Source organism: Streptomyces sp. NPDC017056 (assembly GCF_044332485.1).
Classification (GTDB): Bacteria; Actinomycetota; Actinomycetes; order Streptomycetales; family Streptomycetaceae; genus Streptomyces.
Map to the genome: position 1 here is coordinate 182,298 of NZ_JBIRPD010000001.1, position 17,607 is coordinate 199,904.

Below are 17,607 nucleotides of genomic sequence, written 5' to 3' on the forward strand. Positions count from 1 at the left end.
CATCGTTTCAAAACAGCGTTACAAAACATCGGGAGAGATCGCCATGCCACCGTCCGCCAAACGTCCCTTACGCTTCGCCGGCCTTCTGCTGGCGGCCACCGCCGCGGTGTCGGGGCTGGTCGCCTTCTTCCTGGCGCTCCTCGTCGCCACCGACGGCGCGGGGTCGGGGCTCCCCGCATGGGCCGCGACCGTCGCGGTCGCGGTCGTCGCGGCGCTGTGGCGGGGCCGCCGCCGCACCTGGCGGAGGCGGCTGGTGCCGTTCCTGCCGGTGCTCGTCGCCGCGGCCCTGACGCTGTCGGTGTGCGTCCCCACCGTCCCCACGACGCGCCGCCACCCGCCCGCCCTGTCGTTCGTGGCCACCGGGCACTGGCGCCTGTCCACCGGCAGCCGGGTCGCGGTCTACCACTACCCGCCCACCGGCACCGGCCCCCGGCACCACGTGCCGCTCGTCTACCTCAACGGCGGTCCGGTGCGCGGCATCTCGGTGCTCGACCACCGCTTCCTGCAACGCCTCGCGGGACAGGGCTACGACGTGTACGCGTACGAACAGGCCGGCGGCGGGCGCAGCGACCTGCTGCCCATGGACCAGTACTCGATCACCCGGTCCGTCCGTGACCTCGGCGCCTTCACCGAAAAGCTCGGCAAGGGCCAAGTCGACGTGCTGGGGTTCTCCGCGGGCGCGGTCGTCCTCACCCGCGCGCTGGCCGACCCGGCCGTCGCCGCCCGCCTGCACCGGGCGGTCATCGCCGAGCCGGGCCCGGTGGACGGCCCCGCCACCCGGTTCGCGGAGCAGAAGGGCCGGCCGTCGGCCCGCGGCATCGCACCGCCCGTGACCGGGCCGCGCTCCACGCATGTCCCGCGGTACGCGGTCGCGTTCGGCCTCATGCGGCTGGGACTGCTCAGCCCGGGCAACGGGCTGGTGGGACAGGCCGAGGGCGTCAACGCCTTCACCGCCGCCGACCTCGGCGGCGACACCGCGTCCGGCTACTGCGCGCGGGACGCGCACCGCATCCCGGTCGAGGACACGGCGGAGAACTTCACTTTCAGCGCCGCCGCCAGCCTCCGCATCCAGCAGACGATCAAGGACTCCCCGTCCCTCGCTCCCCTGCTGAGGCGCTCCCGGACACCCGCGATGCTGATGATCGCCGAGTGCACCTCCCAGGTCAGGCAGTGGCAGACGGCCGTCCTCGCGGACAACCCCGCCGTCCGGCGCACCCAGTACATGCCCGGCGTCGGCCACCACATGTGGAACGGCCTGGACGACAACGACCAGCGAGCCGCAGCCGTCATCACCGCGTTCCTCCAGGACGAGCCCGCACCGCTGCCCGACTACCCGACCCGGGCCGACATTCCGGCTTTCCTCCGGGACCACAAGTAGGCGGGACCACAAGTAGCCGGTGCCACAAGTAGGCGGGACCACAAGTAGGCGGCCTCCCACCGGCAGGCGGACCCGTATCTCCGTGTCGCGCCCATCTGTCTTTACGGGTCGCCTCGTGCTGTTGCCGGAACAGTTCGGGACGGAAGACGTAGTACAGGGCTATCCGCAAGAATTCGCCGCATCTTTCGTTGTCCGCTCCCGGTGACGGCAGTACAAGGAAGGAACTCCTTCGCGAAGGACTCCCTCAGTGCACCCCGAGAACCGAGAGGCTCGGTGACAGCAATGCCGATCGAGTTCCACACCGCCGTGTCGAACGAGCCGGAGGAACAGCAAGTCGTCTACACCGCCGAGGAGCTGGCCGTACAACCGCCGTCGGAGGGCCCGCAGGGCGACACGGCCAAGGGCACCGCGGACGGCCTGGAGAGCGTGCGCGGCTACAACCGTCCCGAAGGCACGCCCGAGCAGCTGTGGCAGCCGCCGACCGCCGCGCTGCCGGACATCGGCGAGGCGTCGTTCGGCCCGCCCCCGGTGGCCGCCGAGACCGTGCACGGCCCGGACGACCGGGTACAGATCACCGACACGTCCGTGTACCCGTGGCGGGTGCACTGCTCGCTGCTGATCACCGCGGCGGACAACTCCCGCTGGATCGGGACGGGCTGGTTCATCGGCCCGCACACCCTGGCCACCGCGGGGCACGTCGTCTACATCAAGAACAGCGGGGTCGCCGGGCGCGACGGCTGGGTCAAGAGCATCAACGTGATGCCGGGCCGCAACGGCAACACCCTCCCGTACGGCGTCGTCACCAGCACCAGCTTCCGTACGGTCAACGGCTGGGCGAACAACGGCGACGAGAACTACGACTACGGGGCGATCATCCTGCCCACCAACCTCGGCAACACCACCGGCTGGTTCGGCTTCGGCGTGTGGTCCGACGCCGACCTGCTCAAGACCGTCGGCAACATCTCCGGCTACCCGGGCGACAAGCCGGCCGGCACGCAGTGGTACGACGCGCGCGGCGTGGCCTCCGTCGGCCCGCGCAAGGTGTACTACGACATCGACACGGCGGGCGGCCAGAGCGGCAGCTCCGTCTACCACTTCTACAACGGCGGCCGGTACGGCATCGCGATCCACGCGTACGGCGGCGCGGTCACCAACTCCGGCACCCGCATCACCACGCCGGTGTACAACAACTACGTGGCGTGGAAGGCGTGACCGTACGGCAAGAGTGAACGAGTGAAAGGTCCCGGTATGGCGGTGATCTCCGGAGTCGTGGTGGACGCGGACGGCCGGGCCGTCCCGGACGCCCGGGTGTACCTGGCGGCGGGCCCCGGGGCCTTCCCCGACGTGGCCGCGCTCACCGACGCCGAGGGACGCTTCGCCCTCTCCGCCGGCCCCGACGGCAGCTACACCGTCGAGTGCCGGTCGGAGCGGGGCGGCGGCGTGGCGAGCGCCGCGGGCGCCGCCGTCACGGTGCGCGGCGGCGCGGCGGAGCCGGTCGAGATCCGGCTCGGCTGACCTCCCGCCGGGCCCGCCGGGGCCCGCCCCGGCGAGTGGCGGGAGGGGCCGGGGATGATGGAGGGCATGAAAGCGCCCTCCGCCTACGCTCCCTGGCTCACCCCGCTGTACGTCGGCGCCGTCCAGCTCGGCGCGTACGCCACCGCGCGGCTGCCCGCGCACCGGCGCGCCGAGCTGCTGCGCGCGCACTCGACGAACGTCGACAACCTGCGGGCGGGCCGCTGGCGGACGCTGGCGACCAGCGCCGTGTTCGTGGAGAGCCCGCTGCCCGCGCCGTACGGGCTGGCGCTGCTCGCGGCGCTGGGCACGGCCGAGGCGGCGTGGGGCACCCGGCGCGCGGCCGGCATGTTCGCCGCCGGGCACATCGGCGCCAGCGTGCTCGTGTACGGCGGGCTGCGGGCGGCCCGCGCGCTGTCGCACCAGGCCGTCACCCCGGAAACGGAACGGGCCGTGGACGTCGGCGCGAGTTACGGCTTCTACGCCACGGTGGGCGCGCTCGCCGTCTCCGTACCGCACCGCGGCGCGCGGGCCGCGGCCACCGCGGGGCTGCTGGCGCTCGGCGCGAGCCCGATGCTGAGCAGGCGGCGGGACTTCACGGACGCCGGGCACCTGACGGCGCTGGTGCTGGGTATGGGCGCGGGAGCCGTTTTCAGGAAGCGGCTGGGCCGTCGTCTTCGCGTCAATGCGCACGCCGCGTGAGGGACAGATCAAGAACGGTCTGGTTGAATAGGGGCATGGCCAGCCTTACAGACACCGCGACGGGTCGCAGCGACCTCGAGCCTTTCTGGCCGTCCCGGCAGGGGCATCACTTCGACCGTCTGTGTTGCCGCGCGCACTGAGCGCGGGCCCGCACACGCCTCACCGACGCCTTCCACCGCGTCCCCAGCCCTGCCCGCGCGCACGACGTCCCCGACGCCTCTCTGCGCGAAAGAGCTGACCCAGATGACGAACATCCGCACCCTGACGGCCGCTTCCGCTTCCACCGCGGCCGCCGCTCCCTCCGTCCCCGGCGTGCCCGGACGGCAGCGACAGCGCCTGCGCGCCGTGGCGCCCGACGAGCTGCCACCGGTCGCCGACCTGCTCACCTCGGGCGCGACCTGGCTTCCGGCGCCGCAGCACAGCCTGCCCGCCCTCCCGGGGCAGCCGCCGATGGTCGGCTATCTCGTCCTCGTGCCGGCGGAGCAGGTGCCGGGCGCGGTGCCGCCGGCCGCCGTACCGGTGCCGCCCGGCGGCACCGACAGCGCCGCGCCGGCCGTCACCGGCAACGAGACCGTACGGATCGACCCCGAGCAGCGGACGGTGCACGTGCACGGCCGCCCGCTGGACCTGACGTACCTCGAATTCGAGCTGCTCGCCCACCTCGTCGCCCACCCGCACCGGGTGCACACCCGCGACCAGCTGGTGACCACGGTGTGGGGGTACGGGCACGTCGGCGACGGCCGGACGGTGGACGTGCATGTCGCCAGGCTGCGCCGCAAGTTGGGCGCCGACCAGCGGTCGACGATCGTGACCGTGCGCCGCGTCGGCTACAAGTACGTGCCGACCGCCTGAACCCGGCTGCTGACGGCCGCGCGCGCGAGGTCCGCCAGCGCGCGCCGGTCGTCGGTACCGGGGCGCGGGTCCAGCGGCGGGTGCACGGTGACGCGCACCGTCAGGCCGCGCGCGCGGACCACCCGCCGTACGGAAGATAGGAATTCCTCGTCGCCGAGGAACCCCGCGACCGTACTGGGCTGCCCGAGCTGCTCGTACGAGAGCGTCACCGGCCGTACGGGAGCGCCCGCGTCCAGCGCCGCCTGGAACGTGGCCCGGCGGAAGGCACCGTACGCGCCCGAGCACCAGGTGCTGGCCTGCGGGAACACCGCCACCGACCGGCCGGAGCGCAGGACGTCCGCCAGACTTGCCACAGTCGCGGGAAGTTGGCGCGGTCGGCCGCGGTCGATGAAACGGGTGCCGGCGCGGCGGGCGAGGGTGCCGACGAGCGGCCATTCGCCGACCTCCCGCTTGGCGAGCAGGGTCACCGGCTCGACCGCGAGGAGGGCGGGGATGTCGAGCCAGGAGATGTGGTTGGCGACGACGAGGGTGCCGGGGGGAGGTCCCGCGGCGCCCGGCGGGCGCGCTTCCCGGACCACCAGGCCCGCCGTGTCCGGCGGGGTGTCGATGTCGAGCCGTACGCCGATCGCCGCGAGCACCGCGCGCGCGTGCGCCCGCAGCCGCGCCGGTTCGGCCATCCGCTCGCCGTCCCGCAGCGCCCGTCCCGCGGCGCGCGCGAACGCGGCGCAGCGCCGGGCCGCCTCGGCGGACGAGACGCGGGGCGCGGCGTGTACCGCGCAACCCGGCGTGCACTCGGACCGTACCTCCCAGGTGCTCACGCCCGGCTCCCGGCCGACGAGCCCTTCCGGCCCGCCCGGCCGGCCGGTTCGTCGCCGAGGAAGAAGCGGCGGTAGCGGTCGTTGAGGCGCTCCATGTCGAGCACCACGAAGAAGTCGGCCACGTCGAACTCGGGGTCGTGCGCGGGCGGTCCGCACACCCACGCGCCGATCCGCAGGTAGCCGCGCAGCAGCGGCGGGAGCAGCGAAGGGTCCGCGTCCGGCGCGGGCCCCGCGTACCGCCACGGCCTGTGCGGGGTGACGCGCAGTCCGGACGGTGCGGCGTGCCGGGTCCGGCCCAGTTCCCACGCGGCGGCCGCGGCGGCGCCGCCGTCGCCCAGCGGCACGGAGGCGCAGCCCGCCAGGTAGCGGTGGCCGGAGAGCAGGGTGTAGCGGGCCAGCGCGGCCCACATGAGGTTGATGACCGCGCCGCCGCGGTGGTCGGGGTGGACGCAGGAGCGCCCCGCCTCGATCATCGAGGGGCGCAGCGCGGCGAGCGCCGTCAGGTCGAACTCGCCGTCGGAGTAGAGGCGTTCGCTGCGCCCCGGGGGCAGCAGCCGGTAGGTGCCGACCACGTCGCCGGTGGCGGTCTCCGTGACGATCAGGTGGTCCGCGAGGTCGTCGACGGCGTCGATGTCGTGGCCCGCCAGGGGCGAGTGCAGGGTGGCGCCCAGTTCCTCGCCGAAGACGCGGTGGCGCAGGCGCTGAGCGGCGCGAATCCGGTCGGGCGCGTCGGCGATCGAGGTCTCGTAAGCGGCGGGCACGGTCAGGGGCACGGTTGCGGGGACGCTCATGGATCTCTCCGTCCGGGGAGGTCGAGAGGTGTGGGGCCCGGCAGGGGCCGCGGAGACGGCGGCACAGGGGGGACACCGGGTCCTGCGGGGTGCGGGTGGCGGTGGTCCGCGGCCCGCACCGGTGGTGCCGGATACACCTCCGTTCCGGGGGTGAAACCCCATGACCTGGTCTTCTCCACGCGGCAGACTGTTCCCGTGCCCGACGTCCGGGCGCGTGAAGCGCAGGGAGCGTACGGATGAGGGTCCGCCGAACACTGGTAGCCGCGGCGCGGGGATTCGGGCTCGCGCTCGTGATCCTCGTGGGGTCGGCCCTGCTCTTCTCGTTCACGGCCGTCTCGCTCGCCCTGCTGCCCGTGGGGCTGGGGTTCCTGCTCCTCCCGTTCGTGGTTCCCCTGACCCGCCGCTACGCCGACCTCCGGCGCGCGCTGGCCCAGGACTGGGCCGGTATCCGGATACCGGCGGGCTACCGGCCCCTGCCCGCGTCGCAGCACGGCGTGCCCGGCCAGGTGCAGCGCTGCCTGCACCTGCTCCGCGACCCGGCCACCTGGCGGGAGCTGCTGTGGCTGCTGGTGGACATCCCCGCGGGGCTCCTGACGGCGCTCCTGCCCGCCGTGGTGATCGCTTTCGGCGTGGAGGGCTTCGTCTACCCGGCGCTGATCTGGTCCGGCGTGGACGCGTCCGAGACGCTCCAGTACGGGTTCCTGTCCGCCTCGGACCCGACGGCCGTGTTCTCCATGCCGCTGCTGGGCGCCCTGGTGCTCGCCGCCTCCGTCTACAACGAACGGCTGCTGGCGCTGCACTTCCGGCTCTGCTCGGTCTTCCTCGCCCCGTCGAAGAACCAGCTGGCCGCCCGGGTGGCGCGGCTGACCGAGACCCGGCACGACGCGGTGGACGCCTCGGCCGCCGAACTGCGCCGCATCGAGCGGGACCTGCACGACGGCGCGCAGGCCCGGCTGGTCGCGGTGGGCATGGACCTGGGCACCATCGAGGCGCTGATCGAGCGGGACCCGGCCAAGGCCAAGGAGCTGGTCGCGCGGGCCCGTACGTCCTCGGCCGAGGCCCTGACCGAGCTGCGGGACCTGGTGCGCGGCATCCACCCGCCGGTGCTGGCCGAACGCGGCCTGGCCGACGCCGTGCGGGCGCTGGCGCTGCGCATGCCGCTGCCGGTCGAGGTGTCGGGGCAGCTGCCGGGCCGGCTGGCGGCGCCGGTGGAGTCGGCGGCGTACTTCGCCGTGAGCGAGCTGCTCGCCAACACCGCCAAGCACGCGGGGGCCGCGCGGGCGTGGGTGGACATGGAGTACGCGGACGGGCGGCTGCGGATCAGCGTGGGCGACGACGGCCAGGGCGGCGCGGCGTTGCTCCCTCCGCCGTCCCCCGCGCCGGACGGTTCCGGCTCCGGCCTGCGCGGTCTCGAACGCCGGCTCGGTACATTCGACGGCATCTTGGCCGTCAGCAGCCCGGCAGGCGGTCCGACCCTGGCCACGCTGGAGATCCCGTGCGCGTTGTGCTCGCCGAAGACCTCTTCCTCCTGAGAGACGGTCTGATACGGATGCTGGAGGCGTTCGACTTCGAGATCGCCGCCGCCGTCGACAACGGCCCCGATCTGGCGCGGGCGCTGGCGGAGGAGCGGCCGGACGTCGCCGTGGTCGACGTACGGCTGCCGCCCTCCTTCACCGACGAGGGCCTCCAGTGCGCGCTGGCCGCCCGCCGCGAACGGCCCGGCCTGCCGGTGCTGGTGCTCTCCCAGCACGTGGAGCAGCTGTACGCGCGCGAGCTGCTGGCCGACGGCACCGGCGGCGTCGGCTACCTCCTCAAGGACCGGGTCTTCGACGCCGGGCAGTTCGTCGACGCGGTCCGCCGCGTGGCCGCCGGCGGCACGGCCATGGACCCGCAGGTGATCGCGCAGCTCCTGTCCCGGCGCTCCCAGGACCGGCCGCTGGCCCGGCTGACGGCACGCGAGACCGAGGTGCTGGAGCTGATGGCCGAGGGCCGCTCCAACACGGCCATCGCCGGCAAGCTCGTCATCACCGAACGCGCCGTCGCCAAGCACACCTCGAACATCTTCGGGAAGCTGGCCCTGCCGCCGTCCGACGACGACAACCGCCGGGTGCTGGCGGTCCTGGCGTACCTGGACCGGGGCTGATCTTTGCACCTTGCACCATGGCTGGTAGGCCGCCCGGCCACCGCGTACGCTGACGATCCGTACGCAGAACCGTACGGAACGCGAGCGAGGAGTTCACCGTATGAGTGCCGCAGCTGACAAGGAGTGGCTCTACGCCCTCGACATCTCCGACGCCACCTGGCAGCGCGCCCCCGGCGAGTCCGAGGAGGCCGTGGAGATCGCCTTCCTGGAGCAGGGGGCGGTGGCGATGCGGAACTCCAAGGAGCCGGACGTGGTGCTGCGGTACACCGAGGCGGAGTGGCGCGCGTTCGTCCTGGGCGCGCGGGACGGCGAGTTCGACATCGACAACACGGTGAGCCCGGAGTAGGAAGCCGTTCGGGCCGCGGGGGCCGGGGCGGGGTGACCGTCCCAGGATTCACTCGTTTCACGGAACGTGGAGCAGCAGCAGGCAACAGCCCCCCGCCCGGACGGCCGCCGCACCGGCGCCGGTGACGGCCCGGCCGCCTTCGTCGACGTCGAGCAGGCCGAGGCGGCCCTCGTGGAGCACTATCCGCGTCTGGTGCGCCTCGCCTATCTGGTGCTGCCTGCGGCACTCGGGCGCAACCGGCGCGTGGTGACGGCGCATTCGGTCGTCCAGCGCGCTCTGCCGCGCCGGCGCACCCGCGTGCAGGCCCCCGCCCTGCCGGCCCAGCGCCGTCCAGGGCAGCCGGTCACCGCCCCCGGTTACGCGTTCGTACGGCTGCGGGTGCTGCGCGCGGCCCTCGCCGCCGAACGGCCGCGCGTGCGCATCCCGGTGGTGCGCCGCGACGTACCGCTGCCGCCGCTGCCCCCGCTGCTTCCGCAGGTCTGGGGGCTGCGGCTGTTCCCGCGTGCCGGCGGCGCCGACGAACTCGCGCTGGACCGGACGCTGTCGGCGCTGCCGGGGCCGGCCCGCGCGGCGTTCGTGCTGCGCGATCTGGAGGGGCTGGGCGACGCGGACGTGCGGGCGGTCCTGGAGGCCGCAGGCGCCGAGGACGTCGCGGACGCGCTCGCGACGGCGGCCGGGACGGCACCGCCCGCCGGCAGCCGCGACCGGTCGCTGCTGGAGTCCCCCGAGTTCGACCCCTGCTCGCTCCAGGCCAGGCCCACCGACCTGATGCGCCGCCGCCGGTACGCCCAGGCGGCGCTGGCGGCGGGTGCGGCGGTGCTGGCCAGCGGTGTGCTGCTGGGGCTGCCGGGCGGCGGCTGGGGCCCCGACGGCGCGGCGGCTCCCCCGTACGCCCAGAACGCGGCCGCGCAGGCCGCCCTGGACCCTTCCCAGGTCACGGGGACGGCCGCCGGGACGTGGCGGACCGCGGTGCGGCGGGACTTCGCCGCGTGGCCCGCGCGCGGCAACCGCACGCAGGACCGGGACCTGCTGCGGCGCGCGCTGGCCGTGTGGGCGAGGCCGGGCCCGGACGTACAGGTGTCGGCGACGCCGGGCACCGCCAAGGGCCCCGCGGCCGGCCCGCCGCAGTTGCTGTACGCGGGTGTGGTGGACCGGGCCGCGGTGGTGCTGCTGTACGACGGGCTGCGCGTGGTGCGCTATGCGGAACCGGCGGACGGTTCGGGCGCCGGGCAGGACACCGGGCCCGGCGCGGCGCTGGACTTCGCCCGTACCGACGGCGCGGAGGACGGGTCGGCCGCGGCCCTGGTGCTCAGCCGCTCGGACGGCAACGTCCGCTACCTCACCGCCCCGTGGGTCCAGAACGCCGGGCTGGCCGACCTGATGAAGCCCGCCGGCGCGGCCCGGCCGCTGCCCATCGGCGAGGACGGCTCGACCGGCCCGGTACCGTCCCCGGCCCGGACCACGGACTGCACCTCCTGGCAGGCCCTGCGGATGGGCGGCGGCCTCCTGACCGACCTGGGCGAACTGCTCCCTGCGCGGCTGACGTACGGCCCTCCGGAGCGGCCCGGCGACCCCGCGGGGCCACGGGCGCGTTCGGCTTGGGCGCGGACCGCGTGCCACTTGGGCACGCTGCGCGGCCAGGGCGTACGAACGGTCAACGACTGGGAGTTCGCGCGGCAGCAACTGCCCGCCGGCGGCGGCAGCGCGGCGTGGGTGTGCACCCGCGCCGACACCTGGCGGGGCGCGGGCAGCCGCACGTTCGCGCAGATCCAGGCGCCGGCGGCGAGCGGTCGGCCGTACGGCCCCGGTGCCGTGGTGGCGCGCTCCGAAGGCGGCCCGGGGTGCGGCCCGCGCCATCCGCAGGCGCTGGCCGGGGTGCTGTGGAAGGCGCCCGGCGGGCAGTGGTGGCTGGTGGCCGCGGGCAGCGGGCAGCTCACGGAGATCACCGCGAGCGGCGGGGTGACGGGCCGGGCAGCGGGCTCGCAACTGGCCGTTCCGGCCACGGCGGGCGCCCAGGTCGAGCTGTCGGGACGGCTGGGGAACGGGGTCCAGGTGTCGGGGCTGGAGTAGTCCCGTGTGGCGGGCGGGAGAAATCCGGGTGCCGGGGCTGTTGCCGATCGTCTACCCGCCAGTACATTGACGCCATGTCTAATACGGCCTCGTTGCGGCCCCGGCCGGTCGCGTCCGAGCACACCCCGCTGAAAGCACGCAACGTCGCCTTCGACTGGGCGGACACCCCCCTGCACTGGATTCCCGGCGACCCGGACAGCACCCACACCATCAACGTGCTGCACCTGCTCCTGCCCGCGGGCGAACGCTGGTTCGTACACGTCTACAAGCAGGTACTGCCGCAGATCCGGGACGCGCGGCTGCGCGAGGACGTGATCGGGTTCATCGGCCAGGAGGCGATGCACTCCCGGGCGCACGACGACGTCCTGCCCCACCTCAAGCGGCTCGGCCTGGACCCGGCCCCGTACACCGCGCAGGTCGACTGGCTCTTCGAGAAGCTGCTCGGAGACCGCACCCTGCCACCGGGCCGGGCGCGCCAGTGGTGGCTGATGGAGCGCGTCGCGATCATCGCCGCGATCGAGCACTACACCGCCTTCCTCGGCGACTGGGTGCTCAACGCGGAGGCGCTGGACGCCCGGGGCGCCGACCCGACGATGCTGGACCTGCTGCGCTGGCACGGCGCCGAAGAGGTCGAGCACCGCTCGGTCGCCTTCGACCTGTTCCTGCACGTCGACGGCGGGTACCGGCGGCGCGTGCGGACCTGGGCCACCGCGTTCTCCGCGCTGGTCTTCCTCTGGCAGCGCGGCGCCCGCTACTTCATGGAGCACGACCCCTCGCTCCCGGACGGCAAGGCCAGCTTCCGGGAGTTCTTCCGCGCGGGGCGGCAGGGCGTGCTGCCCGCCCCCGGCGCCATGGCCCGCTCCATCCCCCAGTACCTGAGCCGCACCTATCACCCCTCGCGCTACGGCAGCACCGAACAGGCCGCCGCCTATCTCGCCGGGTCACCGGCCGCGACCGCCGCCGAGGCCGACCCGGCGAAGGCCCGACCGACGAAGGCCCGACCGACAGGAGCCGCCTGAGATGCCGTCCCTCCCCCGGATACGTACGGTCCTGATCACCGCTGCTGCCGCGCTGGCCGTCCGGCGGGCCCTGCGGCACCGCGTCCGGCGGTCGCCGCTGTGGCCGCTGCCCGCGCTGGACAACCCCACCTCGGGCCAGGGGCGGGACCGCTCGGGCGGCCCCCGGCGCCTCCTGGTCGTGGAGCGCGCGGAGGAGGCCGAGGGTGTCGTACGGCTGCGCCTGGAGGGCGACGGGCTGCCGGGCTGGGAGCCGGGCGCACACGTGGACGTGGTGCTCCCGTCGGGTGCCGTGCGCCAGTACTCGCTGTGCGGCGACCCGGCCGACACCGGCTCGTACACCATCGCGACGCGCCTGATCGCGGACGGCCGGGGCGGCTCGCGGGAGGTGCACGAGCAGCTGCACGAGGGCACGGCCGTCGAGGTGCGCGGGCCGCGCAACCGCTTCCGGCTGGAGGAGTGCCACGCCTACCTGTTCATCGCGGGCGGCATCGGCATCACGCCGATCCTGCCGATGCTGCGGCAGGCCGAGTCCGAGGGCGTGCCGTGGCGGCTGGTGTACGGCGGGCGGTCGCGCGCCTCGATGCCGTTCCTGGCGGAGGTCGAGAAGCTGGCGGGCGCGGCTTCGGACCGGGTGACGGTGGTCGCCGAGGACGAGGACGGGCTGCCCGACCTGGCGGGCGCGCTGGCCGGCGCCCCGCCGCACGCCGCCGTCTACTGCTGCGGCCCCGACCCCCTGATGGACGCGGTAGCCGGACTGCTTCCCCAGGGGGCACGCGGGCTGACCCTCCACATCGAACGGTTCGCGCCCGCCGCGGCGCTGCCCGCCGGCGAGAACGCGGAGTTCGAGGTGGAGCTGCGGCGCACCGGCCGCACGGTCACCGTCCCGGCGGACGGCAGCGTCCTGCGCGCCATCCGCGAGCAGGCGCTGCCCGACCTTCCGTACTCCTGCGAGCAGGGCTTCTGCGGCACCTGCCAGCAGCGGGTGCTCTCCGGCGAGGTGGACCACCGCGACGAGCTGCTCACCGACGCCGAACGCGACGACTCCCTGCTGATCTGCGTCTCGCGGGCGCGTGGGGAACGGTTGGTGCTCGACCTCTGACGCGCTCCGGAGGCCGGTGTCCGATCTCCGGGCAGCCGATTCCGCGGTGCGGCCCCGGTGGTTAGGGTGTTGCGCATGACCAACGGGGCGCGCCGCAGGATGGGTGTCGAGCAACGACGTGAGCAGCTGATCGCCGTGGCGCTGGACCTGTTCAGCCACCGGTCGCCGGAAGAGGTCTCGATCGACGAGATCGCCGAGGCGGCGGGCATCTCGCGGCCGCTGGTCTACCACTACTTCCCCGGCAAGCAGAGCCTGTACGAGGCGGCGCTGCGCCGGGCGGCCGACGAGCTGGCCGCCCGGTTCGTGGAGCCGCACGAGGGCCCGCTCGGTGCCCGGCTGCTCCGCGTGATGGAACGATTCTTCGACTTCGTCGAGGAGCACGGCCCCGGCTTCTCCGCGCTGATGCGCGGCGGCCCTTCCATCGGAGCCATGGAAGCCGTCGGGTCGGGCCGGACGAGCGCGATGATCGACGGGGTGCGCCAGGCGGCGTACGAGCAGATCCTCGCCCACCTCGGCGTGCGGGGCCCGGCTCCGCGCATGGAACTGGTGGTCCGCTCCTGGATCTCGCTCGCCGAGACGACGGCGCTGATCTGGCTCGACAGCCGCGCCATCCCGCGCGGCGAGCTGGAACGCCAGCTGGTGCACGACTTCGCGGCGCTGGCGGCGGTGAGCGCCGCGTACGACGAGGGGATGGCCGGCGTGCTGGCCCGCGTCCTGGCCGACGAGCCGTCCGACGGCCCGTTCGGCGACCTGCTGACCCGGCTGATGGCCCTGGCGCCCCAGCCGTTGTGACGCGCGCGGGGTGGCATGGGCGGGGCCTTCCTGGCGGCGTGAGACGGACGAGCCCGTTCCGGCCCTGCTCCGGCACAATCCGCGCATGGACATGATCACCTTCCGGCTCGCCGAGGACACCGAAGCCGACGTGGCCGCCCTCGTCGCGCTCTACGACGGCGCCGCCCGCTGGATGCAGGGCCGCGGAATCGACCAGTGGACGCCCGGCGAGCGCGACGCGGAGCACTTCCGGCTGCGCATCAAGCAGGACGAGGTGTGGTTCGCCGAGGCGGGCGGCGCGGTCGCCGGCGCGTGGGAACTGTGGTGGGAGGACCTGCCCGCGTGGGGCCCGCAGCCGCCCGTCGCGGGTTACCTGCACCGCCTGATGACCGACCGCCGCCTGGCCCCCGCGGGCACGGGGCGCGCGATGCTGGCCCGTGCCGAGCAGCGGATCGCCGAGGCGGGCCGCGAGCTGAGCCGCCTGGACTGCAAGACGAGCAACCCGCACCTGCGCCCGTACTACGAGAGCGCCGGCTACCGGGTCGTCGGCGAGCAGCCCCACAAGGAGGGCTCGGACGGCAGCAACTACGGCGTCACGCTGCTGGAGAAGCGGGTGGGGCCGAAGCGCGTGTTGTGACCGATCGGTCATATCGGGCGCACCATACGCACACATCCGTGCCCTGCACTTGCCCCATGACCTCGCACACCGCCCGCCCCCGCACCGCGGCCCTCCCCCTCGGCCTCCCCCGTGGCGTCCTCCGCACCCTCGCCACCCTGGCCACCGGAACCGCCGCGGGCGCCCTCTCCGCCTACGTGGCGATCGCCGGTGACGGAGACGGCAAGACCGTGGACACGGCCTCCCGCCTCGCCTCCGGCTACCTCCCGTACGCGGCGGTCGTCTTCGTGCTCGGCATCACCGCGCCCAGCGCCGTGCACGCCGTGGTCCGCGCGACCCTGTCGCAGGTGATCATGGTGTTGGCGTACTACACGTGGAAGCCGATGATCTCCTTCAGCAGCACCCCGACGATGGCCACGCACTACGCGCAGCAGTGGCTCCTCGTCGCGGTCACCGGCGTCCCCCTGGCCGCGCTCGCGGCGTACGCCCCCCGTATGGCGCTGCGTTACGCACGTACGCGCGCGGGGCGGGCGTCCGGCGCGAGCCGGGGGCGCGCGTAGGTGTGCCGCGCAACCACCAGCGCCGAACGGCTCTTTGTCCGATGCTTCCAGGGCTTTCGGACAACTCCCCGGCGCCGCACAGTGGTATCACCGAGGGCCTGACAACGAGGGATCACGGGGGCCATGGAGTCCGCCACGGCGGACGGATGGGGGAACCATGGGAGATCCACGGGGGACGTCGGGCCCGCGGGGCCGCCAACGGCGGTTGTGGGCCGTCCATGGGCGGGGCGGCCCATGGACGGCCCCACAAGGCGCTGCCCTGCTTGGCCGCACCCGGCCCTAGCGCGCGGCGAACACGGCGACGGTACGCGCCGGTACGGCGAACTTCCCCGTCCGCTTCTCGTAGGACGCCGACTTCACGACCGGGTCGGTGCCGCGCGCCTGGACGCGGTGCAGCGCGTACCGCTTGCCCGCCAGCGACGGGACGTGCTGGAGCTGCCGCCGCGGAGTGGCGTTGAAGACCACGACCAGCTTGCCCAGGCGCATGGTCACGACGCCCGGCGTCTCGCCCTTGCCCGACAGCGGGAAGGACAGGGCGGCCTGTACGGCGTCGGTGCCGGTCAGGCCGAAGGACGGTTCGGTGGCGTGGATGCGGAGCAGGTCGCGGTAGGCGGCGGAGGCGGCGGTGATCTGCGCGCAGCCGGGGCGCAGCGCGGGGTCGGCGAGCAGGGGCCGGGCGTACGGCCACTTGTCCTTGTTGTCGGCGGCGGGCGGCAGGCCGCGACCGAAGCCGTTGCCGTCCCGGCAGTCCCAGTGCACGGCGTTGAACCAGTCGCCGCTGTCGAAGGAGTTGCGGTCCAGGGACTTGGAGCGGAGCAGGTCCGTACCCGCCTGGGAGAGGGCGGGCCCCTGGGAGAGCGCGGCGGTGGCCATGGCGAGGACCTGCATACGGGCGCGGTCGGCGGCGGACGTGCCCTGCGGGAGCTTGTAGGCGAGGGCGTCGTACAGCGTCTCGTTGTCGTGGGCGTCGGCGTACGCGAGGGCGTCGCCGGGCGCGGCTGCGTACCCGGCGGGCGCGCCGTTGTAGTCGACCTGCGAACCCTTGACCGTACGGCCGGAGGAGTCCGTGAAGGTGTAGTCGGCGAGGTTGCCGGTGAGGCCGACCTTGAGCAGGTCCTGGTAGTGGAGCAGGCGCGCGCGCTGTTCGGCCTGGGTGCCGTTGGCGGGCGAGGGGTTGGGGTCCGTGTAGAGGCCGGAGGCGAAGCCCTGGACGCGCGGGTCCTGGTCGAAGGGGCCGCCGCCGCGTACCGCGTCGCGTGAGCGGTCGTTGAAGGTGGCGATCCCGGTGCCCGCCATGTTCCGCTGGGTGGCCTGTACGAAGCGCGCGTCGTCCGCGACCTCGCCGAAGTTCCAGCCTTCCCCGTAGAGGATGATCGCCTTGCCGTCCACGCCGTCCTTGGCGACGGTCAGCGCGTCCAGCGCCTTGCGTACGGCCAGGATGTTGGCCTTCGGGTGGTGTCCCATCAGGTCGAACCGGAACCCGTCGACCTTGTACTGCTTCGCCCAGGTGACGATCGAGTCGACGACGAGCCGCCCCATCATCAGGTGCTCGGGCGCGGTGTTCGCGCAGCAGGTGGAGGTGGCGACGGAGCCGTCGTCGAGCAGCCGGTGGTAGTAGCCGGGCACGATGCGGTCCAGGACGGACAGCGCGTCCTGGCCGCTGGCGGCGGTGTGGTTGTAGACGACGTCCATGACGGTGCGCAGTCCGGCCCCGTTCAGGCCCTGCACCATGCGGCGGAATTCGACGGTCCGGGCTCGCGGCGAGTCCGGGTCCGAGGCGTACGAGCCTTCCGGCACGGTGTAGTGGAACGGGTCGTACCCCCAGTTGTAGGCGTCGCGCGCAGCCGTCTTGCCGACGCACTCCTGCTGCCGCTCGGAGTCCGCGGGCAGCGCGGCCAGGTCGCAGCCCGGCCGCGCCTGGTCGGCGCGCCGCTCCGGGATGGTCGCGATGTCGAAGGCGGGAAGGAGATGGACGTACGAGGTGCCGGCGTCCGCGAGGGCTTTCAGGTGCCGCATGCCGTCCGACCGGCGGTCGGTGAACGCCAGGTACCGGCCCGGGTGGCGCGACGTGCGGTCCTCGGCGGAGAAGTCCCGGATGTGCAGCTCCTGGATACGGGCCCGGTTCAGCGGGACGGCCGCGGGCTTCTTGAGCCCGGCCCATCCCCTCGGCGCGAGACGCGGGTCGGCGAGGTCCAGGACCACGCTCCGCGCGGAGTCGGCGGTCAGGGCCGTCGCGTACGGGTCGGTGACCTTGTTGGTGACGAAGCGGCCGGCGCCGGGCGCCCAGACGTCCACGACGTACCGGTACGGCTTGCCCGCCCAGCCACGCGCGCCCCGCGCCCGCCACACGCCGCTCGCGTCGTCCCGCCGCATCGGCACGGTCCGGCCGTCGAGTTCGAGGGCGACCGTGCGGGCGGTCGGCGCCCAGACGGAGAGCGTGGGGCGGCCGTGCCGGAAGACCGGCCCGAGCGGGGCCTCGGCCGCGCTCGGACCGTACAGGTCGTCCAGTACGCCGGGTAGCTGCACGCCGGTGGTGACGCGCCGCCCGTCCGCGTCCCGCTGCGTGGCGACCAGCCGGTCCCGCAGCGCGGCGCGGGCCAGGCCGCGGTCGCGCGGATCGACGGTGAACGCCGGGAAGTTCCTCAGGTGCGGGTACGCGGCCTGCTCGGCGGGGGTGAGCGCGCCGGGCGTGAGCCGTATCCGGCCCTCGCCCTCCGCCCCGTACTCCAGCTGGGCGTCCGCGTGCCGGGCGCCCTTCCAGACCACGGTGTCGCGGTCGATCCACTGCGCCGCCGCCCCGGCGGGTGCCGGCGGCGGCCCGGCGGTCGCGGAGGGCGGGGCGGGCAGGGCCGCCGCGCACAGGGCCATGGCCACGGCTGCGACGGTACGGCGGAGGGTGCGCCTCACGTAAGGACTCCTTCAAGACGTTC

At 74.2% G+C, this 17,607-nt stretch carries 17 protein-coding genes; 14 read left to right on the forward strand and 3 right to left on the reverse strand.

The annotated features are described in order from the left end of the window. Nucleotides 1-43 precede the first annotated feature (43 nt). The 5 genes from ACH4OW_RS00805 to ACH4OW_RS00825 all read left to right on the forward strand — a co-directional run bounded on the left by ACH4OW_RS00805 (nucleotide 44) and on the right by ACH4OW_RS00825 (nucleotide 4,444). The gene (locus ACH4OW_RS00805) at nucleotides 44-1,378 is read left to right on the forward strand and encodes an alpha/beta fold hydrolase (protein ID WP_398023881.1); all 1,335 of its coding nucleotides are present in this window, start codon (nucleotides 44-46) and stop codon (nucleotides 1,376-1,378) included. Between the two features lie 282 nt (nucleotides 1,379-1,660). Continuing rightward, nucleotides 1,661-2,590 carry an endopeptidase gene (locus ACH4OW_RS00810; RefSeq protein ID WP_360135017.1) on the forward strand — a complete coding sequence of 310 codons (930 nt, stop codon included), beginning with the start codon at nucleotides 1,661-1,663 and terminating at the stop codon, nucleotides 2,588-2,590. A gap of 36 nt (nucleotides 2,591-2,626) precedes the next feature. Next, on the forward strand, nucleotides 2,627-2,893 hold the full coding sequence (locus tag ACH4OW_RS00815) for a carboxypeptidase-like regulatory domain-containing protein (RefSeq protein WP_360135020.1): 267 nt from the start codon (nucleotides 2,627-2,629) through the stop codon (nucleotides 2,891-2,893). Nucleotides 2,894-2,959: 66 nt separating this feature from the next. Next, nucleotides 2,960-3,592 carry a rhomboid-like protein gene (locus ACH4OW_RS00820; RefSeq protein WP_398023884.1) on the forward strand — a complete coding sequence of 211 codons (633 nt, stop codon included), beginning with the start codon at nucleotides 2,960-2,962 and terminating at the stop codon, nucleotides 3,590-3,592. A 243-nt stretch (nucleotides 3,593-3,835) separates the two neighbouring features. Then, nucleotides 3,836-4,444 carry a winged helix-turn-helix domain-containing protein gene (locus ACH4OW_RS00825; RefSeq protein WP_398023887.1) on the forward strand — a complete coding sequence of 203 codons (609 nt, stop codon included), beginning with the start codon at nucleotides 3,836-3,838 and terminating at the stop codon, nucleotides 4,442-4,444. Here the strand turns inward: ACH4OW_RS00825 and ACH4OW_RS00830 are convergent. Both ACH4OW_RS00830 and ACH4OW_RS00835 read right to left on the reverse strand, forming a co-directional pair. Then, nucleotides 4,420-5,262, reverse strand: coding sequence for a lysophospholipid acyltransferase family protein (locus ACH4OW_RS00830; RefSeq protein WP_398023889.1), 843 nt, complete (start codon nucleotides 5,260-5,262; stop codon nucleotides 4,420-4,422). The genes ACH4OW_RS00825 and ACH4OW_RS00830 overlap by 25 nt on opposite strands. After that, nucleotides 5,259-6,053 carry a GNAT family N-acyltransferase gene (locus ACH4OW_RS00835; RefSeq protein WP_360135031.1) on the reverse strand — a complete coding sequence of 265 codons (795 nt, stop codon included), beginning with the start codon at nucleotides 6,051-6,053 and terminating at the stop codon, nucleotides 5,259-5,261. The genes ACH4OW_RS00830 and ACH4OW_RS00835 overlap by 4 nt, the downstream gene beginning before the upstream one ends. A 236-nt stretch (nucleotides 6,054-6,289) precedes the next feature. Here ACH4OW_RS00835 and ACH4OW_RS00840 point away from each other — a divergent pair, with 236 nt between their 5' ends. The 9 genes from ACH4OW_RS00840 (at nucleotide 6,290) to ACH4OW_RS00880 (ending at nucleotide 14,677) form a co-directional block, all read left to right on the forward strand. Continuing rightward, nucleotides 6,290-7,585, forward strand: coding sequence for a sensor histidine kinase (locus ACH4OW_RS00840; RefSeq protein WP_398023891.1), 1,296 nt, complete (start codon nucleotides 6,290-6,292; stop codon nucleotides 7,583-7,585). Continuing rightward, nucleotides 7,549-8,196 carry a LuxR C-terminal-related transcriptional regulator gene (locus ACH4OW_RS00845; protein WP_398023893.1) on the forward strand — a complete coding sequence of 216 codons (648 nt, stop codon included), beginning with the start codon at nucleotides 7,549-7,551 and terminating at the stop codon, nucleotides 8,194-8,196. The genes ACH4OW_RS00840 and ACH4OW_RS00845 overlap by 37 nt, the downstream gene beginning before the upstream one ends. 100 nt (nucleotides 8,197-8,296) lie before the next feature. Continuing rightward, a complete protein-coding gene (locus ACH4OW_RS00850; protein ID WP_360135040.1) occupies nucleotides 8,297-8,542 on the forward strand; it encodes a DUF397 domain-containing protein in 246 nt (81 codons plus the stop codon). A 66-nt stretch (nucleotides 8,543-8,608) separates the two neighbouring features. Beyond that, on the forward strand, nucleotides 8,609-10,612 hold the full coding sequence (locus tag ACH4OW_RS00855; protein ID WP_398023895.1) for a hypothetical protein: 2,004 nt from the start codon (nucleotides 8,609-8,611) through the stop codon (nucleotides 10,610-10,612). A 74-nt stretch (nucleotides 10,613-10,686) separates the two neighbouring features. Beyond that, entirely contained in the window at nucleotides 10,687-11,631 is a 945-nt protein-coding gene (locus ACH4OW_RS00860) for a metal-dependent hydrolase (protein WP_398023897.1), read from the forward strand. Nucleotide 11,632: 1 nt separating this feature from the next. Beyond that, the gene (locus ACH4OW_RS00865; protein ID WP_398023900.1) at nucleotides 11,633-12,730 is read left to right on the forward strand and encodes a PDR/VanB family oxidoreductase; all 1,098 of its coding nucleotides are present in this window, start codon (nucleotides 11,633-11,635) and stop codon (nucleotides 12,728-12,730) included. Between the two features lie 75 nt (nucleotides 12,731-12,805). Next, on the forward strand, nucleotides 12,806-13,522 hold the full coding sequence (locus ACH4OW_RS00870; protein WP_398023903.1) for a TetR/AcrR family transcriptional regulator: 717 nt from the start codon (nucleotides 12,806-12,808) through the stop codon (nucleotides 13,520-13,522). An 85-nt stretch (nucleotides 13,523-13,607) separates the two neighbouring features. Beyond that, complete coding sequence (locus ACH4OW_RS00875; RefSeq protein WP_360135055.1) at nucleotides 13,608-14,138, forward strand: GNAT family N-acetyltransferase; 531 nt, start codon at nucleotides 13,608-13,610, stop codon at nucleotides 14,136-14,138. A 56-nt stretch (nucleotides 14,139-14,194) separates the two neighbouring features. Then, on the forward strand, nucleotides 14,195-14,677 hold the full coding sequence (locus ACH4OW_RS00880; RefSeq protein WP_360135058.1) for a hypothetical protein: 483 nt from the start codon (nucleotides 14,195-14,197) through the stop codon (nucleotides 14,675-14,677). Nucleotides 14,678-14,956: 279 nt separating this feature from the next. Here the strand turns inward: ACH4OW_RS00880 and pulA are convergent, their stop codons facing one another. Next, on the reverse strand, nucleotides 14,957-17,584 hold the full coding sequence (gene pulA / locus ACH4OW_RS00885) for a pullulanase-type alpha-1,6-glucosidase (protein ID WP_398023906.1): 2,628 nt from the start codon (nucleotides 17,582-17,584) through the stop codon (nucleotides 14,957-14,959). Nucleotides 17,585-17,607: the final 23 nt, after the last annotated feature.

What these genes read in the sequence shown, in the direction of transcription:
- ACH4OW_RS00805 (WP_398023881.1), top strand. Translation starts at nt 44, where the DNA reads ATGCCACCGTCCGCCAAACGTCCCTTACGCTTCGCCGGCCTTCTGCTG.
- ACH4OW_RS00810 (WP_360135017.1), top strand. Translation starts at nt 1,661, where the DNA reads ATGCCGATCGAGTTCCACACCGCCGTGTCGAACGAGCCGGAGGAACAG.
- ACH4OW_RS00815 (WP_360135020.1), top strand. Translation starts at nt 2,627, where the DNA reads ATGGCGGTGATCTCCGGAGTCGTGGTGGACGCGGACGGCCGGGCCGTC.
- ACH4OW_RS00820 (WP_398023884.1), top strand. Translation starts at nt 2,960, where the DNA reads ATGAAAGCGCCCTCCGCCTACGCTCCCTGGCTCACCCCGCTGTACGTC.
- ACH4OW_RS00825 (WP_398023887.1), top strand. Translation starts at nt 3,836, where the DNA reads ATGACGAACATCCGCACCCTGACGGCCGCTTCCGCTTCCACCGCGGCC.
- ACH4OW_RS00835 (WP_360135031.1), bottom strand. Translation starts at nt 6,053, where the DNA reads ATGAGCGTCCCCGCAACCGTGCCCCTGACCGTGCCCGCCGCTTACGAG.
- ACH4OW_RS00840 (WP_398023891.1), top strand. Translation starts at nt 6,290, where the DNA reads ATGAGGGTCCGCCGAACACTGGTAGCCGCGGCGCGGGGATTCGGGCTC.
- ACH4OW_RS00850 (WP_360135040.1), top strand. Translation starts at nt 8,297, where the DNA reads ATGAGTGCCGCAGCTGACAAGGAGTGGCTCTACGCCCTCGACATCTCC.
- ACH4OW_RS00860 (WP_398023897.1), top strand. Translation starts at nt 10,687, where the DNA reads ATGTCTAATACGGCCTCGTTGCGGCCCCGGCCGGTCGCGTCCGAGCAC.
- ACH4OW_RS00865 (WP_398023900.1), top strand. Translation starts at nt 11,633, where the DNA reads ATGCCGTCCCTCCCCCGGATACGTACGGTCCTGATCACCGCTGCTGCC.
- ACH4OW_RS00870 (WP_398023903.1), top strand. Translation starts at nt 12,806, where the DNA reads ATGACCAACGGGGCGCGCCGCAGGATGGGTGTCGAGCAACGACGTGAG.
- ACH4OW_RS00875 (WP_360135055.1), top strand. Translation starts at nt 13,608, where the DNA reads ATGGACATGATCACCTTCCGGCTCGCCGAGGACACCGAAGCCGACGTG.
- ACH4OW_RS00880 (WP_360135058.1), top strand. Translation starts at nt 14,195, where the DNA reads ATGACCTCGCACACCGCCCGCCCCCGCACCGCGGCCCTCCCCCTCGGC.